The sequence below is a fragment of the Corynebacterium sp. CQ3829_602738 genome (assembly GCF_054478435.1).
On record NZ_CM137003.1, the window covers coordinates 2,251,215 to 2,270,723 of the forward strand.

At 67.1% G+C, this 19,509-nt stretch carries 12 protein-coding genes; 5 read left to right on the plus strand and 7 right to left on the minus strand.

What is annotated here, in order from left to right; all coding sequences use genetic code 11:
• Genes ACX1NL_RS10780 through ACX1NL_RS10800 form a run of 5 tightly spaced genes read left to right on the plus strand, consistent with a single transcriptional unit; the run spans position 1 to position 6,484 of the window.
• Complete coding sequence (locus tag ACX1NL_RS10780) at positions 1-2,325, plus strand: MMPL family transporter (RefSeq protein ID WP_458898149.1); 2,325 nt, start codon at positions 1-3, stop codon at positions 2,323-2,325.
• Positions 2,315-3,310, plus strand: coding sequence for a lysylphosphatidylglycerol synthase transmembrane domain-containing protein (locus tag ACX1NL_RS10785; RefSeq protein WP_458898150.1), 996 nt, complete (start codon positions 2,315-2,317; stop codon positions 3,308-3,310). Before ACX1NL_RS10780 ends, ACX1NL_RS10785 begins: the two co-directional genes overlap by 11 nt.
• 58 nt (positions 3,311-3,368) lie before the next feature.
• Positions 3,369-4,820 (plus strand): FAD-binding protein, encoded by a 1,452-nt coding sequence (locus ACX1NL_RS10790; protein ID WP_458898151.1) that lies wholly within the window; start codon positions 3,369-3,371, stop codon positions 4,818-4,820.
• 16 nt (positions 4,821-4,836) lie between these two features.
• Complete coding sequence (locus ACX1NL_RS10795) at positions 4,837-6,123, plus strand: class I SAM-dependent methyltransferase (RefSeq protein ID WP_458898152.1); 1,287 nt, start codon at positions 4,837-4,839, stop codon at positions 6,121-6,123.
• Positions 6,124-6,133: 10 nt separating this feature from the next.
• Positions 6,134-6,484 (plus strand): DUF3054 domain-containing protein, encoded by a 351-nt coding sequence (locus ACX1NL_RS10800; RefSeq protein ID WP_458898153.1) that lies wholly within the window; start codon positions 6,134-6,136, stop codon positions 6,482-6,484.
• Between the two features lie 121 nt (positions 6,485-6,605).
• On the opposite strand, the gene ACX1NL_RS10805 is transcribed toward ACX1NL_RS10800, so the two are convergent.
• From ACX1NL_RS10805 to ACX1NL_RS10835, 7 genes are all read right to left on the minus strand, one after another.
• Positions 6,606-8,147, minus strand: coding sequence for an acyl-CoA carboxylase subunit beta (locus tag ACX1NL_RS10805; RefSeq protein WP_458898154.1), 1,542 nt, complete (start codon positions 8,145-8,147; stop codon positions 6,606-6,608).
• Positions 8,144-12,853 carry a polyketide synthase Pks13 gene (gene pks13, locus ACX1NL_RS10810; protein WP_458898155.1) on the minus strand — a complete coding sequence of 1,570 codons (4,710 nt, stop codon included), beginning with the start codon at positions 12,851-12,853 and terminating at the stop codon, positions 8,144-8,146. Before pks13 ends, ACX1NL_RS10805 begins: the two co-directional genes overlap by 4 nt.
• A 35-nt stretch (positions 12,854-12,888) precedes the next feature.
• Positions 12,889-14,706 (minus strand): FadD32-like long-chain-fatty-acid--AMP ligase, encoded by a 1,818-nt coding sequence (locus ACX1NL_RS10815; protein WP_458898156.1) that lies wholly within the window; start codon positions 14,704-14,706, stop codon positions 12,889-12,891.
• Positions 14,707-14,742: 36 nt separating this feature from the next.
• Entirely contained in the window at positions 14,743-15,699 is a 957-nt protein-coding gene (locus ACX1NL_RS10820) for a cutinase family protein (protein ID WP_301614812.1), read from the minus strand.
• Positions 15,700-15,723: 24 nt separating this feature from the next.
• Positions 15,724-16,215 (minus strand): hypothetical protein, encoded by a 492-nt coding sequence (locus ACX1NL_RS10825; protein ID WP_458898157.1) that lies wholly within the window; start codon positions 16,213-16,215, stop codon positions 15,724-15,726.
• Positions 16,215-18,161, minus strand: coding sequence for an alpha/beta hydrolase-fold protein (locus ACX1NL_RS10830; RefSeq protein WP_311389103.1), 1,947 nt, complete (start codon positions 18,159-18,161; stop codon positions 16,215-16,217). Before ACX1NL_RS10830 ends, ACX1NL_RS10825 begins: the two co-directional genes overlap by 1 nt.
• A 276-nt stretch (positions 18,162-18,437) precedes the next feature.
• Positions 18,438-19,451, minus strand: a complete 1,014-nt coding sequence (locus ACX1NL_RS10835) for an alpha/beta hydrolase (RefSeq protein ID WP_239356091.1) — start codon at positions 19,449-19,451, stop codon at positions 18,438-18,440.
• Positions 19,452-19,509: the final 58 nt, after the last annotated feature.

Here is a 19,509-nt window from a genome sequence, read left to right on the forward strand (position 1 = left end):
ATGTTTTACAAGTGGGGCCGTTTCGCGTTCCGCCACCGCCGGATCATTCCGCTGGTAGTCATCGTGCTCATCCTGGCCATGCAGGTGCTGTTCGGATCGAAGCTGGGCGAGCGCCTCTCCCAGGAAGGCTGGGAGGACCCAGGCGCGGACTCGACCACCGCCGCGCAGATCGAGTACGACACCTTCGGCCGCGACAACTCGGGCGATGTGATCCTGCTGGTGAGCACACCCGACGACTCGGCAACCCCGGTCAGCATCGACGATCCGCTGCTCGTGGAGTCAATGAACACACAGATCAGCGGCCTGCGGGACCAGTTCCCCAACGAGATCGACCACATCACCAGCTACTTCGAGCGCCCCAACCCGCAGCTCGTCAACGACGACCACACCAAGGCGTTCGCGGTGATCGGCCTGAAGGGCGACGGCGAGCAGACACTGAAGGACTTCCGCACCATCAAGCCCGCACTCGAGGCGATGGAGTCGCCGTACGGGACCGTGCAGGTCGCCGGCGCCACGGCGGTGGCGGACGCGCTGGATACCGGCATGGCGAACGACATCGCCCGCGCCGAGAAGGTCGGCTTGGTCTTCGTCGCCGTCATTTTGTTGTTTGTGTTCGGTGGCGTGGTGGCTGCCGCGATGCCGCTGATCGTGGGCATTTTGTCCATCATCGGTTCGCTGTCGCTGCTGTCGGTGTTGGCGCAGTACCAGCAGGTGAACATCTTCTCGCAGTCCATCATCACGCTGCTTGGTCTGGGCCTGGCCATCGATTACGGCCTGTTCATGGTCTCGCGCTTCCGCGAGGAGCTGGACCGCGGCGCGGACGTCGAGGAGGCGGTGGCGGTGACCACCAACACCGCCGGCAAGACCGTGTTCTTTTCCGCGCTCATGGTGGGCGTGGCCTTGTCCGGGCTGCTGATGTTCCCGCAGGCCTTCCTCAAATCCGTGGCCTACGGTGCAATGAGCGCGGTGCTGCTCGCCGCCGTGATCTCCGTGGCAGTGCTGCCGGCGCTGTTCGGCATGCTCGGCCCCAAGATCGACATGTGGTCGGTGCGTAAAGCTTCTCGACGTGCACGCCGCCTCGAAGACACCGTGTGGTACAAGATTCCGGCGTGGGCGATGCGCCACGCCAAGGCCGTCGTGGTCGGCTGCGCGGCCCTGTTGCTCCTGCTCACCGTGCCGATCGTGGGCATCACGTTCGGCGGCATCAACGAAACGTACCTGCCGCCGAGCCAGGCCACCCGCCAGGCCCAGGACGAGTTCAACGAGGAGTTCCCCGCCTTCCGCACCGACCCGGTCAAGCTCGTGGTCACCGGCGCGGACAACCAGCAGCTGGTGGACATCGTGATGCAGACCCGCCAGGTCGAGGGCCTGGCCGTGCCGCTCAAACCCGCGCACGCCACGCAGGACGGCACCACGGTGCTTTCCGCCCCGTTGGCGGATAGGGCCGGGGGCGCGGACGTCGTGAAGCAATTGCGAAACATCGACACCCCCGAGGGCGTCGAGACCTACGTCGCCGGCACCCCGGCGATGGAAACCGAGTCTATCGAGGCGCTGCTGAAACGCCTGCCGTGGATGGCGCTGTACATGGTCATCGCCACGTTCCTGCTGATGGCGCTAGTGTTCGGCTCCGTGATCCTGCCGGCGAAGGCCGTGATCATGAACGTGCTCGGCATCGGCGCCACGCTCGGCTTCCTCACCGCCGTCTTCGTCGACGGTCTCGGCGCCGGCGCGCTGAACTTCACCCCGGGCCCTCTGATGAGCCCGATCCTGGTGCTGATCATCTCCATCCTCTACGGCCTGTCCACGGACTACGAGGTCTTCCTGGTCTCGCGCATGGTGGAGGCGCGCCAGGACGGCGAAAGCACCGACGAGGCGATCAAGCGCGGCACCGCGCACACCGGCGGCATCATCACCGCCGCGGCGCTCATCATGATCGTGGTCGCCGCCGCCTTCGCGCTCAGCGAGATTGTGATGATGAAGTACATCGCCTACGGCATGATCTTCTCCCTTGCCCTCGACGCCACCCTGATCCGCCTGCTGTTCGTGCCTGCGGTGATGCACCTGCTGCGCGAGGACAGCTGGTGGGCGCCGCGCTGGGTCAAGCGCCTGGCCGGCGCGTTCGGGGAGGGCTCAAGCCTATCGACGCCACCGCGCACCGATACCCCCATCTCCGACATGGTGCCCGACACCCAACCCGGCCGCGCGGGAGTGTCGGTGTCCGAGGACGCCTCGCTGGTTCCGTTTACCCAGCTCATGCGCGACCTTGAGGAGCGCCGCGCACGCCAGGCGCTGGAGCAGCTGAAGAAGAAGGAACTTGAGCGCTAACACGTGGCGCCAGTGGCTGCGCTGGCTCGCGCCCGTGGCCATCTTGGCGGTCGTGCTGGTGGTGTTGCGCGACGAGATGCCGTTTTTCGGGGAGGCGTGGAGGGCCGTCGGCGCGGCGTCGACAGGCCCAGTGCTGCTCGCTGTGGCTACGGCGTTGCTGTCGCTGGCGGCGATGTCCGGGGTGATGCAGATCCTGCTCAACGTGGAAGGCCGCGTCACGGGGGTGGCGCGCACCAACGCAATCGTCTTCGCCTCCAACGCCTGGTCCACCACGGTGCCGGGCGGGCCCGCGCTGTCGGCGTGGCTGACGTTTAGGGTGCACCGGTCCTGGGGCGCGTCGGTGGGGTTGTGCGGCTGGTTTTTCGTGGTCTCCGGCGCGCTGTCCACGGTGTGGATGGTGCTCATCGGCGTGGTCGCCGTGGCGCTTTTGGGCGCGGAGCTGTCCGTGTGGTCGCTGGTGGCGTCGCTGGCAGTGGCGCTGGCGACGATCGGCGCGGTGTTCTGGGCGACCCTCCACCCTGCGGTGCTGAAGCGCTGGGTGCGGTTTCTGCCGGAGAAGGTGCGCGGGCGGGTCGTGGACGTGATCGACCAGGTCTCCGCGATCCGCATTTCCGCGCCGGCGTTTTTCGCAGCGGCGGGGCTCTCTCTTGCGAACCGGCTATTGGACCTGGCCACGATGGTCTTCGCCGTGTGGGCCGTGTCCGGCCAGGGCGCGCCACTTGCCGGGGTGTGCCTGGCATTCATCATGACCAAGCTGGCCGGCTCGGCCCAGGTCACGCCCGGCGGGCTCGGCACGGTGGAGCCCGTGGCGGTGGGCATGCTGGTCGCCGCCGGGTTGCCGCTGGCCCACGCCACGGCGGCGACGGTGGTGTACCGGGCGGTGTCGTTCCTGCTCATCACGGCTATCGGGTGGGTGGTCTACGCCGCGGTATACGCGGGTCGTGGCTTCATGGTCGGGCGACCGTCTGCCGGCGACGCTGTTTGAGCTGGCGTGACGTTTTCACTTGCGCGCCGTGCGCAAAATGGGTCTAAGGTGGCCCTACATGAGCGTTTCCAGCATGCTTTACGGTCGCAGTGTGGATTTCGAACGCGTTTTGCCGGTCGGCTGGCACGCGCACGAGGAGGGGGTCGCCGCGCTCCTCGAGAGCTTCCAGCGGGTACCGGACGCCCAGCGGGTGCGCCTGGCGAAGAAGACGTCGAACCTCTTCCGCTCCCGTAGCGCCGGCGGCGCCGGACTCGATGTAGAGGGCCTGCGCGGCGTCATCGCCGTCGACCCGGTGACGAAAACAGCCGACGTGCAGGGAATGTGCACCTATGAGGACCTCGTCGACGCCACCCTGCCGTACGGCCTCGCGCCATTGGTGGTGCCGCAGCTAAAAACTATTACTCTCGGCGGCGCAGTTTCCGGCATGGGCGTGGAGTCCACCTCCTTCCGCAACGGTCTGCCGCACGAGTCCGTGCTCGAGATGGACGTGCTCGTGGGCACCGGCGACATCGTCACCTGTTCACGCGACGAAAACGTCGCGCTCTTCCGCGCGTTCCCGAACTCGTACGGCTCGCTTGGCTACGCGGTGCGCCTCACCATCGAGCTGGAAGAGGTTGAGCCGTTTGTTGAGCTCCAGCATGTGCGCTACGACGACCTCACGGCCTTCCAGGACGCCCTCGCCGACGCTGCCGCCACCGGTGAATGGGCCGGGCGCGCCCTGCACGGCCTCGACGCCGTCGCGTTCTCCCCCACCGAGCAGTACCTAGTCTGCGCCTTCCAGGTCGACCAGGCACCGGGGACCTCCGACTACACGCGCGATGCCGTGTACTATCGCTCGCTTCAGCACCCGTCCGGAGTGCACCACGACTTCCTCACCGTCCGCGACTACATTTGGCGCTGGGACACCGACTGGTTCTGGTGCTCCCGAGCCTTCGGCGCCCAGCACCCGAGGGTGCGCAAACTCTGGCCGCGCGAGCTGCGCCGCAGCGCGTTCTACTGGAAGCTGGTGGGCTTAGACAAGAAGTACGACCTCGAGTACCGGTTCCTGAAAAAGCCGAAGGGTCTGCCGCGCACTGAGCGAGTTGTGCAAGACATCGAGGTGCGGGACACACAGGTCGCCGAGTTCCTCGACTGGTTCTTTAAGGCCAGCGACATCGAGCCGGTCTGGCTGTGTCCGATCCGGCTGCGCGACGGCGTCGAAACGCTGGCTGGCGTCGGGCTGGACGCCCAGGCGCCGTGGCCGCTCTACCCTCTCGAGCCGGGGACGACCTGGGTGAACGTCGGCTTCTGGTCCGGCGTACCGGAGGTGAAGCCGGGGGCCTTCAACAGGGTCATTGAGCGAAAGGTCTCCGATCTCGGCGGGCATAAGTCCCTGTACTCGGAGGCGTTTTACGACCGCGCCGAGTTCGAGCGTCTCTACGGCGGGGATCTGCCGGAGCGCATGAAGGCCCAGTACGACCCGGACCGGCGCTTCCCGGGCCTCTACGAAAAAACAGTGGAAAACGCGTAGGAGAATGACCATGCACATGACCGTCGCAGATATCGTCAACACCCTCTTCCCCGGTGGCACGCCGTTCAAATGGGAAGCCTTCGACGGCTCCTCGACGGGCCCGGCAGACGCCAGGCACACCGTGAAGGTGAACAGCCCCGAGGGCCTGTCGTACATCGTCACCCACCCCGGCGATGTCGGGCTCGCCCGCGCCTGGGTCACCGACGGTCTGACTGTTGAAGGCGCGCACCTGGCGCACCCTTACGACGTCTTCGACGACATGCGCACCCTCTACAACAATTACAAGCGCCCGAACCCGCGCGAACTTGTGCGCATCGCGCGCTCCCTGCGCTCCATGGGCGCGCTGCAAATCCAGCCCATTCCAGAGGCGGAACAGGCCTCCTGGCTCGAGCGGACCATCCGCCAGGGCCTCGCCCCACACTCGAAGGAGCGCGACGCACAGGTCATTTCGTCCCACTACGACGTGGGCAACGGCTTCTACGAACTGTTCCTCGGCGAGTCCATGGCCTACACCTGCGCCTACTACCCCACCCCGGACGCCACCCTCGACGAGGCGCAGGAAAACAAGTTCCGCCTCGTCTTCGAGAAAATGAACCTCAAGCCCGGCGACAGGCACCTCGACGTCGGCTGCGGCTGGGGCTCAATGGTGCGCTACGCCGCCCGCCAGGGCGTGAAGTCCCTCGGTGTCACCCTGTCAAAGGAACAGGCAGAGTGGGCGCAGGCGAAGATTAAAGAGGAGGGCCTCGAGGAGCTTGCGGAGGTGCGCTTCCTCGATTACCGCGACGTCACCGAGACCGGCTTCGACGGCGTCTCCTCAATCGGCCTGCTCGAGCACATCGGGGTGAACAACTACGCCTCGTACTTCGAGTTCCTCGCCGGCAAGCTGCGCCCGGGCGGCGTGATGGTCAACCACTGCATCACCTACCCGGACAACCACAAGACGCCACAGGGCGACTTCATCAACCGCTACATCTTCCCGGACGGCGAGCTCACCGGCTCCGGCACGATCATCCACGAGATGCAAGACCACGGCTTCGAGGTCTTCCACGAGGAGAACATCCGCTTCGACTACATGCGCACGCTGCGCGACTGGTGCGAGAATCTCAAGGCCAACTGGGACGAGGCGGTGTCGCTCGTCGGCATGAACACCGCAAAGCTGTGGGGCATGTACATGGCGGGCTCGGAGTGGGGCTTTGAACACGACGTCGTCGAGCTGCACCAGGTCGTGGGCATCAAGCTTGATAGCGACGGCTCGCGCGCCGGCACGCCGGAGCGCCGGTGGTGGAACGACTCAGTGTTCTAAAGTGACCATCATGCGCAACACAATTTCCAAGCCTTACGCCATCGCCGCAGACTACGTCGCCATCGCCGCATTCGCCCTCCTGGCGCGTGCGGCGCACCAGTCCGACGATATGCCGTTCAACTTCTCCGGCTGGCTGTCCACCCTGTGGCCGTTCGCCCTTGGCGTCACACTCGGCTGGCTGATTTCCCGCGAAAACAAGGGCGGGGTCATCTGGATTGTCACCGTGGTCACCGGCCTGGTGATCTGGGGCATCCGCAACCAGGCCATTCCGCACTGGTCGTTCATCATCGTGGCCACGGTGATGTCCGCGCTGCTCATGCTCGGCTGGCGCGGCGTAGCCAAGCTGGTGAAGAAGTCCTAGAAGCCGATGCCGAAATTCCAGGCCGGGTTTCCGGTCTGGATGCCATTGATGAACCAGACCAGCATGCTGATCAGGTCGCCGAAGATGTCAAGAGTAGAAGAAAGCATGGGGTGAAACCTTACTAGAGGGGACTAATGGTGTGCTTCTTAGGCAGGTCGAATTCCTGCTTGGAGGCTAGCTGCCGCAGGGCTCGCCGTAAAGCGATGCGGGTCTGCGAAGGCTCAATCATCTGGTCAATGTAGCCGCGCTCCGCAGCGACGTACGGCGAGGTCATTTCCTGGTCGTAGAAGTCCATGAACATCTTCTTCATGGCCTCGCGCTGCGCCGGGTCCTCGATGGCGGCGAGCTGCTTGCCCTGCAGCATCACCACCGCCGCCGCCGAACCCATCACCGCGATCTGGGCGGTGGGCCACGCCAGGTTGATGTCGCCATTGAGGTTCTTCGACCCCATCACCGCGTACGCGCCGCCGTAGGCCTTGCGCACGACCAGGGTGACCTTCGGCACGGTGGCCTCCACGCCCGCGAACGCGAACTTCGCGCCGCGGTGGATCAGGCCCTCGCGCTCCTGCTCCACGCCCGGCAGGTAGCCGGGGGTGTCCACGACGTAAACGATGGGGACGTTGTAGGCGTCGCAGGTGCGGATGAAGCGCGCGCCCTTGTCGGCGGCGTCCGCGTCGATGCAGCCGGCGGCGTACATGGGGTTGTTGGCGACGAAGCCGACGGCGCGGCCGTCGATACGCCCGAATGCGCAGATGAGGTTCTCGGCGTACCCGGACTGGACCTCGACGAGGTCCTCGTCGTCGCCGAGTTGCACGAGCAGGTCCATCATGTCGTAGCCGGCGTTGGTATCGTCGGGCATGAAGGTTTCCAGCGCGGTGTCGTCGAGCTCCTCGTCGGGCTGCGCGGCGACGACGGGCGCGGCGTCGAACGTGGACGTCGGCAGGTGCGCGAGCAGGTCCTTGACGTAGTCGAATGCGTCCTCCTCCGTCGCCACAACCGCCTGGATGTTGCCGGCGGCCTCCTGCACGCGCGCCCCGCCGAGCTCGGCGGAGGTGATGTCCTCCCCGGTGACCTCGCGGATCACGTTCGGGCCGGTGACGTACATCTCGGACTCGCCGTCGACGGCCACGACGAAGTCCGTGGTCACCGGCGCGTAGACGGCGCCGCCGGCGGATTTGCCCAGCATGATGGAGATCTGCGGCACGCGGCCCGACAGGGGCAGCTGGCGCTTCGCGATCTCGGAGTACATGGCCAGCGACGTCACCGCGTCCTGGATGCGGGCGCCGCCGGAGTCCTGGATGCCGATCACGGGGCAGGAGATCTTGATGGCGAACTCCATGACCTCGGTGACCTTGCGCCCGAACGTCACGCCCACGGACCCGCCGTAGACGGTCTTGTCGTGGGCGTACACGGCGACGGGGCGGCCGTCGATGCGCCCGTAGCCTGTTACCACGCCGTCGGAGTAGACGGCGTCCGGGTCGCCGGGGGTGCGGGCGAGCGCGCCGATTTCGACGAAGGAGCCTTCGTCCAGCAGCGCGTCAATGCGCTGGCGCGGGGTGGTGCGCCCGGCGTCGTCGCGGCGCTTCCGGGAGCGCTCGGAGCCCGGGTCCTGCGCCTTGTCCAGGCGCTCGCGCAGGTCGGCGAGTTTGTCTGCGGTACTCATCGCTTCCCCTCAATCCATGCGTTCATATGCTTTCCGACGATCCCCACCGCCGGCTCGTCCACCACCGCGAGGTGGTCGCCGGGCAGGTGGACGATGGTCAGGTCATCCACGATAGCGCCCCAGCCGCCGTCCTCGTCGATGTGCGCGTAGTTCGGCTCGAGCTGGATCGCGCCGTCGTGCATGCGCTCCGAGCGGAACAGCAGCACCGGCACCTTTACATCCGCCCAGCGGGTGAAGTCCAGGTGGTTGAGGATCTGGTTGTCCACGAAGCTCGCCCGCTGGTGCTCCAGCACACCGGCGGCGAGGCCGTGCTCGGAGGCGTCGGTGGTGGCCAGGAACTCGGTGAGCATCTGCAGCAGCGCGTCTTCGCCGGCGGTTTCGAGCAGCTCGTAGGGCACGTCGAACTCGAGGCCGTAGGTTTCCTTGGCGAACGCGGCGTAGCGGCCCCAGCGGGCCTTCGTCTCCTCGAGCGTGTCCGGGATCGGTTCGGACGGCTGGGTGGTGTCCAACAGCGCGATGTAGTCGATCTTGTCGTTGCCCAGCTGGTGCGCGACCTCGTAGGCCAGCGCGCCGCCGAAGGACCAGCCGGCGAGCACGACCTTGCGCCCGTCGGCGATGCGCTCGATGTCCTTGACGTACTCGGCGGCGCGCTCCTCCAGGGAGCCCTCGAGGCGCTCGACGCCGTAGACCGGCACGTTGTCGTCCAGGCGGCGCGCGAGCGGCGCGTACACCGACGACGACCCGCCGGCCGGGTGGAACACGAACACCGGGGAAACCTCGGCGTCGCCGTCGCGGAAGACGCGGATGTTGCCGTCCACAGGTGTTTCCAGCCCCTCGCGCACGAGGTTCGCCAGCGGCTCGAGCGTCTCGGCGCCGAGCACGTCGTCCGCGGTGACCTCGATGCCGGAGCGCTCGGTCAGGTGCGCGGCGATCTCGCCCGCCTGCTCCTTGCTAATCGACGGCAACTCCGACGTCACACCGGCCGCCGCCGCACCCGCGTACTTGGCCCAAGCGCCGAAGACCATGCGCTCGGAGGCGTCACGCGGGGCCACGCCCACACCCTGAGTTTTCTCGGCCGCCGCGGCCGGGTCGCGCGCTTCGTCGTTGTACGCCATCGGCTGCGGCGCGTCCGACTTGCCGGCGACGGCGTCTTCGACGATGCGGATCACGTCGGCGACGGAGGCGTCGCGAAGCGTCTGCACCTGCAGCGGCGGGATCTGGAAGTCGTTTTCCACGCGGTTTTTGATGCGCATGCCCATCAGGGAGTCCAGGCCGAGGTCGATCAACGGCAGCTCGTCGGGCAGGTCCGCGGCGTCGTAGCCCATGGATTCGGAGACGATGTCGCGCAGACGGTCCTCCACCGATTCGCCGGAGTTCGGGTCCCAGCGCACGGCTTCTTCGTCCGTGTCTTCCTCGGAGGCGTCAGACACCGAAGGTTCGTCGTCAAGCGGTTGTTCTATGACGCCCTGCACCGGCGCGCGGTCGATGGTGGAAGCGAAGCCCTCCGCGAGAAGTGTCGCGCCGTCGAAGACCTTGATGGACACCCCGCCGAGCGAGGAGGCGACGATGGTGGTGACCTCGCCGTCCGCGGGTAGGTAGCCGTGTTCCTCGGTGGCCACCACGCGTGCGTCGGGCGAGACCTCGGCGGCAGCGGACTCGATGAGCTGGTGCGGGCTGAAGATCTGGTCGGCGGCGGTGGAAAACGCCACTTCGCCGCCCGGCAGGCGCACGCGCGAGCCAAGAAGCGACGCGCGCGAGGACGACGGCCGCGCCGGCGTCCAGTGGTCCACCTGCTTGAACACGGTCTTCGGCGCCTGCCCCACTTCACCCGCGCCGTAGAACGCGCCGAAGTCCACGTCCATGCCGTTCACGTACAGCTTCGCGGCCAAATCCAGCACCGATTCCAGCTCGTCCACCTTGCGCTTGGTGGTGTACAGCAGCTGCGCGTCAGGCTTGCCGGCGGCGAACGCGGTGTTCATCATCCCCATCAGCGCCACCGGGTTCGGGGTGATTTCCACAAGCGTGGTGTGGCCGGCGGCAAACGCGGCTTCGGTGGCGTCCTGGAAGTACACCGGCTGGCGGGTCATGCGCAGGAAGTACTCGTCGTCATGGACGGTCTGGCCGGGCTGGTACACCTCGCCGCGGTCTACGGAGGAAAACAGCGGTACGCGCAGAGGCCGCGCCTCCAGACCGGCGATTTCGCCGGCGAGGTCGCCCATGATCGGGTCGAGGGCGCTGGTGTGGCCGGCGCCGCGCACGTTGAGTTTGCGCGCGAACTTCTCCTCAGCCTCCAGCGCTGCCACCACGTAGTCGACGGCCTTGCCCGGCCCGCCGACGGTGGTCATGCCGGGCCCCGCGTACACGGCGGGTTCCACGCCGCGAGCCTGCTCATGCTTCTCGACGAACTCCGCCAACTCCTCGCGGGAGAGCTCCACCACCGCCATCGCACCTTCTTGCTCGGTGCCGGCGATCATGGCTTCGCCCTCGCCCATGAGTCGGGCGCGCGTGGTGGCGACGAGGATGCACTCCTCGGCGGAAAGGCCGCCGGCGCCGTAGGCCGCGGCGATCTCGCCCATGGACATGCCCATCGTGGCGGCCGGGGTGATGCCGGCGGCGGCGAGCAGGTCGGTCTGGGCGATCTGGATGGCGGTGATGGTGACCTGGCCGTTTTCAGTGTCGTAGGTCAGCTCGTCGTTCTCGATAATCTCGAGCATGGACCAGCCGGCCTGGAACTTGACCATCTCGTCCAGCTCGCGCATGCGGCGCGCGAACAGCGGGGAGCGTGCAATGAGCTCCTTGGCCATCTTGCGGTGCTGGGAGCCGAAGCCGGAGTAGACGAAGACGGGGCCCATCGGGGTGGGCGCGTCGGCGGCGGCGATGCCGGGGCCGATCTTGCCGTCGGCGACCTGGCGCAGGCGGCGCACGGCCTCCTCGACGCCGGTCGCCTGCACGACGGCAGCGGAGCGCCCGTGGTTGCGCTTGGCCAGCGAGCGCGCAACCGGGATCAGGTCGGCGTCGTCGCGGCCCTCGAGGAAGTCCGCGAGCACACCGGCGGCTTCCTTGCGCCGCGACGGCAACAGCCCAGACACCGGCAGCGCCGCCACGGAAACGCCCTCGAACGCGGGCTCATCCTCAACCACGTCGAAGTCGTAGTCGGCCGGGTCGAAGTCGGCCACGACCACGTGCGCGTTGGTGCCGCCGAAGCCGAAGCCGGAGATACCGGCGACGCGGCGGCCGGAGTAGCGCGGCCACTCGCGCGGGTCCTGGACGACCTCGATGCGCTCGGCGTCGAAGTCCACGTAGTGGTTCGGTGCGGCGAAGTTGATGGACTCCGGAATCGTGTCGTGCTTGAGCGCCTGCAGCACCTTGATCAGCGCCACCACGCCGGCGGCGGATTCGGAATGCCCGATGTTGGACTTCGCCGAGCCCAGCAGCAGCGGCTGGTAAGCCTCGCGTCCGCGGCCGAGCACCTCGCCCAGCGCGGTGGCCTCGATCGGATCGCCGAGGATGGTGCCGGTGCCGTGAGCTTCGACCAGGTCCACCTGGTGCGGGTCCACGCCGGCGTCGGCGTAGGCGCGGCGCAAAACGTCCACCTGCGCCTCCGGGTTCGGGGCGGTTAGCCCGTTGGAGTGGCCGTCGGAGTTGGTCGCCGACCCCTTGATCACGGCCAAGATGTTGTCACCATCGCGCACGGCGTCCTCGACGCGCTTGAGCACCACAAAACCTGCGGCATCGGCGCGGACGATGCCGTCAGCGTCGTCGGAAAAGGCGTGGATGCGCCCGGTCGGCGAGATCACGCCGAGCTCCGAAAACGCAAGCGTCGCGAACGGGTTGGCCAGGATGTTCACGCCGCCGGCCAGGGCGACGTCGGCCTCGCCGTCGCGAAGCGCGCGCACCGCGTGGTGCACCGACACGAGCGAGGAGGAGCACGCGGTGTCCACGTTCATCGACGGGCCGCGGAAGTCGAACGCGTACGAGATGCGGTTCGGGATCACGGCGGAGGACGCGCCGGTCAGCGCGTACGGGTGCGCCTCATTCGGGTCAGCGGCAATCAGCATGCCGTAGTCGTTGTTGGACGAGCCCACGAACACGCCCACAGGCTCCCCGCGGAGCTCGCTGGGCGCCAAGCCGGCGTCCTCGAGCGCCTCCCACGCCACCTCGAGCATGATGCGCTGCTGCGGGTCCATGTTCTGCGCCTCGAGCGGGGAGATGCCGAAGAACTCGTGGTCGAAGGACGCGATGCCGTCCATGTAGCCGCCGTCGGTGTTCTCCTCCGCCATCTTGGTGCGCACCACCGGATCGCCCAGGTACTCGTCCCAGCGGAGCGGGGGAAGCGGGCCGGTGGCGGAGCGGCCGTCGATAAGCATCTGCCAGAACTCGTCGTTGTTTTTCGCGCCCGGGAAGCGCCCCGCGGAGCCCACGATCGCGATGTCGTGGGAGCTCGTTGCTTCTCGACGTTCAACCTTCGGCGCTGCCTGCCTCTGCGCAAGGAGCGCCTGCGCCAGCGCCGCGATGGTCGGGTACTGGTAGGCGACGGTGGGATCAACACGGCGGCCGAGCTTCTTTTCCAGCTCGCCGGAGAGGATCACCGCATCGCGGGATGCGAGGCCGTAGGTTTCGAGCGGCGTGGTCGGGTCCACCGAGTCGACGCCGGTGGCGCCCTCGACCCAACTGGTGAGCCACTGGATCAGTTGATGCTCGTTCATAACAGTTCAGAGTATCGGCCCATCCGGGCTTTTCGTTACTCCGCTGCAGCGTGTTCGCGCTCGGTGAACTGCTTCGCGTTGACGCGGCGGGCGATCTTGCCTGCGGTGGAGCGGGCCACCCCGCCCGGCGCGCGGAACTCCACGACCTCCGGCGAGATGCCGTGGTTGGTGGTGATGGCGGAACGGATGGCGTCCTCGGCGGCGGCGTCGCCTTCCTCGGTTGCGTCGTCGGCGCGCTCGGCGAGGATGATAAGGCGCTCCACGTCGTCGCCCGGCACGGCGAACGCGGCGACGGAGTCCTTGCGCACGTGGTCGGAGGCCTCCATCGCGGTGGCCTCGATGTCCTGCGGGTAGTGGTTGCGGCCCGCCACGACGACGAGGTCTTTCACGCGCCCGGTGAGGTAGAGGTGGTTGTCCAGCACGGTGCCCAAGTCGCCGGTGGCGCACCAGTTGTCCTTCGGCAGACCGTCTTGGAGGGTGGCGCCGATGGTGTTGCGGAACGTCGCCTCGGTTTCCTCCGGGCGGTCCAGGTAGCCGGCGGCGACGTTGTTGCCGTTGACCCAGATCTCGCCGATCTCGCCTTCGGGCAGCTCGTTTTTGGTCTCGGTGTCCACGATGGCGAAGTGCATCCACTTCGCCGGCTGGCCGATGGACGCCATGGGCACGCCGCCTTCGGCGGGCACGGCCTTGCCGTCGGCGAGTGCTTCGCGGTCGAATTCAATGAACTTCGGGCGCTCCTCGGTGCGGTCCGTGGACACCAGCAGTGTGGCCTCCGCCAGGCCGTAGGAGGGGCGCAGCACCGTGCGGTCCAGGCCGGACTCGCCGAACGCGCCGACGAAGGCCTCCACGCCCGGCTTGGTCACGGACTCGGAGCCGATGAGGATGCAGTGCACGCCGGAGAAGTCGTACTGGTCCGGGGTCTCCGGCGCCGCGTAGCGGGCGGCCAGATCCAGCGCGAAGTTGGGGATGCAGGAGTAAATGTGCACGTCGGCCGGGTCGTCGTCGCGCCGCGAAAGCATGTCCACCCAGCGCTTCGGGTTCTGCAGGAAGTCGCGCGGGCTCATGATCTCCAGCACCTGGCCCAGCACGAGGCTGACCACGGCGACGATGGCGCCCATGTCGTGGTGCTGCGGCAGCCAGGTGGGGATGCGCATGGGGGCTTCGAAGCGCAGCGCCTCGTTGATCTGGAGTACGTCGGTGACCAGCGCTTCGTTGGTGATCATCACGCCGGCCGGATTGCGGGTGGAGCCGGAGGTGTACTGCAAGAAGCAGATGGCGCCGGCGGTGTCCTCGCCCTCGACCGGGGCGATGGGCTGCCAGGACTCGGCGAGCGTGTCCGGCAGGGAGTCCGCGGCGATAATGCGGGGGCGCTCGGCAGCCGGGCGGTCGGCGAAGTAGGCGCGCACGGCAGGGGCGCCGGCGGAGTTGGTCACCACGAGCCGCGCGTTGGCATCGTCGAGCACGGCGCGCAGGTGGGCCTCATGGCCGGGCTCGTTCGGGTCGTACAGCGGCACCGGAGCCAGGCCTGCGTACAGCGCGCCCATGAAGGCGAAGAGGTACTCGGCGGAGTTCGGGGCCATAATCGCCACGCGTTCCCCCGGCTCGCCCACCTGTGCCAGACGCGCAGCGACGGCCTTGATGCGGGTGTTGACCTGCGTGCGGGTGAACTCGCGCGCCTCGCCTTCCGAGTTGGAGGTGAAGTCCCAGTCACGGATGTTCACCGCGTCGCCGCCGCCGGTGGCCAGGTGGGCCTGGTAGATCGTCTCGCTCAGGCTCGGGAGGGTGAAGTGCTCCGGGAGCGCGATTTGGCCGTCATCGTCGAAAAATTGCGCGATGAGCTGCTGAAGATCCATACCCGTAACTCCTTTTCAGGACAAAATGATTTTGGACTACAAACTGTCTACCACGTTCTGGACCCAACCTACAGTCCATTCCGGCGTGGTGGTCCCGGGGATGACGGCCGGATTGGTCGCGTACATGGCGTGATTGCCGTTCGCCGCAATGAGCGCGTGAGCCCGGTCGATGGCGTTACCCACACCCTTCGGCGCGTCGCAGACCGTGTCGTCCGGCGCGCAGATCTCAAACGCGCGGTCCTCAACCAGGCCGAAGCCGCCAGGACGCGGGCCGGTCATGGTCGCGCCCGGGGTGACCCGGTCCACAAGCCCCTGCAGCGGCTGCATGACAATTTCCGCGCCCACGCCGCCGACCTCGGCGCCCGGGTTGACGCCCACGCCGTTTTCACGCCGGCCGTCCGCGATCATCACCGCGCCCAGCAGCCGCTCCGGGTCGATAGGCCCCGCAGAGTTGCCGATCTTCGACGCCACGTCGCCCACAATCACCGCACCCTGGGAGAACCCGGCGATGATGAACTTCGTCGACGGGCACGTCTCCGCCACAAACCGCAGCTCGCCGGACAGCTTCGCGGTGCCCTCGGCGCGCGAGTCGTCGTAGGTCATCTCGGCGCGCCCGTGCGCCGTCTGGATGTTCCTAAACTGCGCGGTGTACGGCACCGTGAACACGCGCACGTGGTTGATGTCGTACATCTGCTGCAGCGGCTGGGTGATCGAGAGCATGAAGCTCGCCGGGTTGGCCGCAGGCGCGAACGGGTCGTCGTCCGCCGCGGACTCCCAAGTACCGGGCACGGAGACGAACTCGACCGCAGGGCACCAGTCCGGCTCCACCGCCTGCGACTCCGAGGGTTCCTCAGGCGCCTCGGAGGTCGCCAGTGGCCCGTCCGCGGACGGCAGCCCGGTCTCGCCGGAGCGCCACTGGTAAAACCCCAGCCCAATCAAGGACAGCACCACAATCACTGCGGCGACGACAAAAACGTTGCGCGATGCGCGCATGAGCCCACGCTCCCTTCTGTACTGCTAGGAGCAGAGGTTGGCGCGTGCGGTGTCGCTGATCAGCTCCGCCACGCCCGCCGCATCCATGTCGGTGCGGCGCTGCTCCACAAGCTGGCCTGCCACCGCGTCGCGGGTGATCAGGTCGTCCGCGCATACGGTAGCCCCGGTGGCTGTGAGCTGGTCTTCAATCCCGTCGACGTTGACTCCGCTTTCCCTTAGGGTGGCCAGGTAGGCCTCTTCCTGCGGGGAGAATGCGCTGGCCTGCTCGGGCACGTCGGTCACCTCGCGGGCCGGCTGGTCGTCGGCGCGTTTGCCTTGCGACGGCACAACTGCCGACGACGACGGTGCGACCGACGATGACGCAGTTTCCGTCTCGGATTCAGTTTCCGCTTCAGTGGTCTCGCTGGCCACCGTCGGGGTCTCTGTAACGTCGTCGGAGTCCACGGTGGCGCCTCCGCAGGCGGCCAGGGCGACGGCGGCAGCGGCCGTCGCAAAGCAGAATGCAACCTTGCGCACTACTTCTTCCTCACGTTGACGTTGCCGTTGACCTGCTCAATCGTGCCGTGCTGGAAGTCGATGGTCAGGCCGCCGGCCTGGATCTTCTCCATGTCTTTGACCGGCCAGCCCAGCTCGCCCTGCTCGTAGCCGCGCTTGCCCCACTCGTCGAAGATGTCGCCGGTGAGGATGGTGTGCGCGCCCGTGGCCGCGGACCAGTAGATGTTGCCGTGCTCGAACGGCTGGAAGAAGCCGCCCTTGACCGCAATCTCGTTGCCGGTCGGGTACCCCAGCTCAGAGGTCGCGGTGCCGATCTCGCCGTACTTCTCCGCGATCGCGCCGTGGACGATGAAGTGTTTGCCGTCCGGGTTGCGGGTGAGGAAGCCGCCCTGGAACTTCTGCACGTAACCCTCGCCCACCTGGTTCGCCTCGGCCACCGGGTACTTCAGGTCGCCGCCCTCGTAGCCGTTTTCACCCCACGCGGCGAACATGTCGCCCGGGATGGCGTACGCGCCGGTCTGCGGGGTCCAGTAGACGGAGCCGTGCTCAAAGTGCACGAAGCGGCCCACGCCGTCCGGCGCCGGCGTCTCACCCGTGACCGGGAAGCCCAGCCAACCCGCCGGGCCGCCGAGCGCATTGTACTTGGCCAGGATCGCGCCGAACAGCGCGTGCGCGCCGGTGTCCGGGGACCAGAAGGCGGTGCCGCCGCGGAAGTCCTGAGCCTTGCCCTTGGTGTCCTTGCCCGCGTCGTATTCGTCGTTGACGCAAGACCCGATCGTGCCGGACTTGGTGGCCTCCGCGATCGCGCCGACCGGGGTGCACTTGGAGCCGCGGTCCGCCTCCGGCACCTCCAGCGCGTTGGCCATGTACGGCCAGGCCTGCGCCATCTCGAACTGCCAGTACTCCCAAGAGTGCACGCCTGACGGGCGGAAGCGCACGATCGGCTTGACCGGGGTGCGAGAGGCGTAGTCCACGAACGTCTGGGTGGACAGGCGGGACAGCACCTCCAGGCCGATGCCGGCCGGGTTCGCCTGGCCCTTGGCCACGGACTCCGGGTTGCCGAAGTCGTCGCGGCCCGAGCCTGCGGAGACGTAGACCGTCATGTCCTTCAGGTTCTCGATGCCCAGCTTCGGGTCGTGGTCGATCCAGTCCTGCGAGCCCAGCGGGCCCCACATCGCCTCGGCGTTGTAGCCGCCGGCGTCCAACTGCGCCGCCTTGATCGCGGTGGGCATGCCGGTGGTGGTGGTGTCGAGGTAGCCGGAGAAGGAGCCGACGAACTTGAACAGGTTCGGGTTGCGCTCAGCCAGGTTGACGGCGGCGGTGCCGCCCATGGACAGGCCCACCACGGCGCGGGAGCCGTTGGAGCGGAACTCGTTGTTCAGCACCGGGATGAGCTCCTTGGTCAGGAACGTCTCCCACTTGTAGTGCTTACCGTTGTTCTCGCGCTGCCAGTCGGAGTAGAAGGAGGACTCGCCGCCGACCGGCAGGATCACGTTGACGTTCTTGTCGGCGTAGAACTGCTCGATGTTCGTCTCGATGGTCCAGCCGTTTTCGTCGTCACGCGCGCGCAGACCGTCAAGTGCCCACACCTCGGGGAACTTCGCGGTCGGGTTGGAGTGCCAGTCGCGCGCCAGCAGGATCTGCACCTGGATCGGGTGGTCCGGCATCGACGGGGAGTTGATAAACACCGCCACACGACGGTTGGTGATCCACTCGATGCGGTCCACCTTCACGCCGTCCGGCAGGCCCGGGATTTGCGGGCTGGTCTCCACCTCGATCGGGGTGCGCTTCGGCGGGTCGTGCGGGCGCAGGCCGTCGGAGATGCCGCGGTTGGAGGACAGCTGCGAGGACAGGTCACTCGGCAGTGCCGGCTGCGCGGTGGCAACTGCGGGTGCCAGCGAAAGCGCAAGAGCGGCGGGCAGCAGTGCGGCGGCGATCCGCGTTGGGGTGGTTCGGTTGTCTCGCATGAGTCTCCTACCTCGTCTGGCTACTGGTGTCACAAGAGTATCGACCAAAAGCTTAAGTTTCACTTGAAGGTTTAGTCGTGTGCGACACGCGATGCGTTACGACGAGCCCCGCCCCTCGCCGCCGCGCCTGCCCCCAGCCCGGGCCCGGCCCCGATCCGCGCAGACGACGAAAACCGGCTACCTACATCCGGCTATGTGCTGGAAAATCAGCGGGTAGCCGTTTGTAGGTAGCCGGTTTCGGCAGGATATGCGCGGCGGTCCGGGCCAGATAGCGCCCTACCAGGCGTTCATCACGTTCAGAATGCGCGGCTTGGTGGCCTCGAGCTGCGAGCCGAACTGGTCCCAGTTGTGCAGGCCAGTCGGGGTGAACACGGCGGTGTGCTTCACGCCGGTCACAGTGGCCTTCGCGGACCACGCGCGGGTGGTGGCGTTCGCGACGTTTTCCAGCGCGATACCGGCAGCGCGGTGCTGCGGCAGGTACTTCTGGTCGGCCGGGCCCGGCACGCCGGAACCGGCGGAGACATAGACGTCGCGGCCGCGGAGGTTGCCCATGTTCAAGAACGGGTCGTTTTCAAAACGGCGGGGGTTCAGCGAGGAGCCCCACATGGCGTTGACGTTGTACAGGCCGCCGTCGAGAAGCGCGGCTCGCAGTGCCGTCTGGCCGCCCGGCACCGTGGTGGTCAGGTATCCGGAGTAGGACAGCACCTGGCGGAACTGGTTCGGGTGCAGCGCGGCGAGGTTGATCGCGGCGGTGCCGCCCATGGAAAGGCCGAGGATGGAGTTGTTCGTCGGCGAAACACCGAAGTGCTGCTGCAGGTAGGGCGGCAGCTCCTTGGTCAGGAAGGTGTCCCACTTGTAGGTCACCGGGTGGTTGAAGTCGTAGGTCGCCGGGGCGTTCCAGTCGGTGTAGAAGGAGGACTGGCCGCCGACGGGCATCACCAAGGTGATGTTGTTGTCCTTGAACATCTGGGCCGCGTTGACGTCGTTGACCCAGGCGTTGGTGATCTCGGTGGCGCGCAGGCCGTCGAGCATGTACAGGCCAGCGTTGCCGGCGCGCTGCGCGGGCTGGATCTGGACGGGGATGTGGCGGTTCATCGCGGGGGACCACACCGTGCAGCGCTGCACCCAGAACCCGACGCGGTCCCACTCGCAGTGGCCGGTGGAGTCGGGTCGCAGCCAGTCACGGTGCGCCGCCGACGCCTGCGGAGCGCCGATCACCGCTGCCAGGCCCGTGACCAGGGCCATGAGCAGCGCAGTGAGCTTGCGGCGCACAGAATTTTTGGAGTTCATAGATCCCCTCAAAACGTGTTTTCAGGCAAAAGACACGTTCACGTTACCAATTCGAAAC

What these genes read in the sequence shown, in the direction of transcription:
- ACX1NL_RS10780 (WP_458898149.1), top strand. Translation starts at nt 1, where the DNA reads ATGTTTTACAAGTGGGGCCGTTTCGCGTTCCGCCACCGCCGGATCATT.
- ACX1NL_RS10790 (WP_458898151.1), top strand. Translation starts at nt 3,369, where the DNA reads ATGAGCGTTTCCAGCATGCTTTACGGTCGCAGTGTGGATTTCGAACGC.
- ACX1NL_RS10795 (WP_458898152.1), top strand. Translation starts at nt 4,837, where the DNA reads ATGACCGTCGCAGATATCGTCAACACCCTCTTCCCCGGTGGCACGCCG.
- ACX1NL_RS10800 (WP_458898153.1), top strand. Translation starts at nt 6,134, where the DNA reads ATGCGCAACACAATTTCCAAGCCTTACGCCATCGCCGCAGACTACGTC.
- ACX1NL_RS10805 (WP_458898154.1), bottom strand. Translation starts at nt 8,147, where the DNA reads ATGAGTACCGCAGACAAACTCGCCGACCTGCGCGAGCGCCTGGACAAG.
- pks13 (WP_458898155.1), bottom strand. Translation starts at nt 12,853, where the DNA reads ATGAACGAGCATCAACTGATCCAGTGGCTCACCAGTTGGGTCGAGGGC.
- ACX1NL_RS10815 (WP_458898156.1), bottom strand. Translation starts at nt 14,706, where the DNA reads ATGGATCTTCAGCAGCTCATCGCGCAATTTTTCGACGATGACGGCCAA.
- ACX1NL_RS10820 (WP_301614812.1), bottom strand. Translation starts at nt 15,699, where the DNA reads ATGCGCGCATCGCGCAACGTTTTTGTCGTCGCCGCAGTGATTGTGGTG.
- ACX1NL_RS10830 (WP_311389103.1), bottom strand. Translation starts at nt 18,161, where the DNA reads ATGCGAGACAACCGAACCACCCCAACGCGGATCGCCGCCGCACTGCTG.
- ACX1NL_RS10835 (WP_239356091.1), bottom strand. Translation starts at nt 19,451, where the DNA reads ATGAACTCCAAAAATTCTGTGCGCCGCAAGCTCACTGCGCTGCTCATG.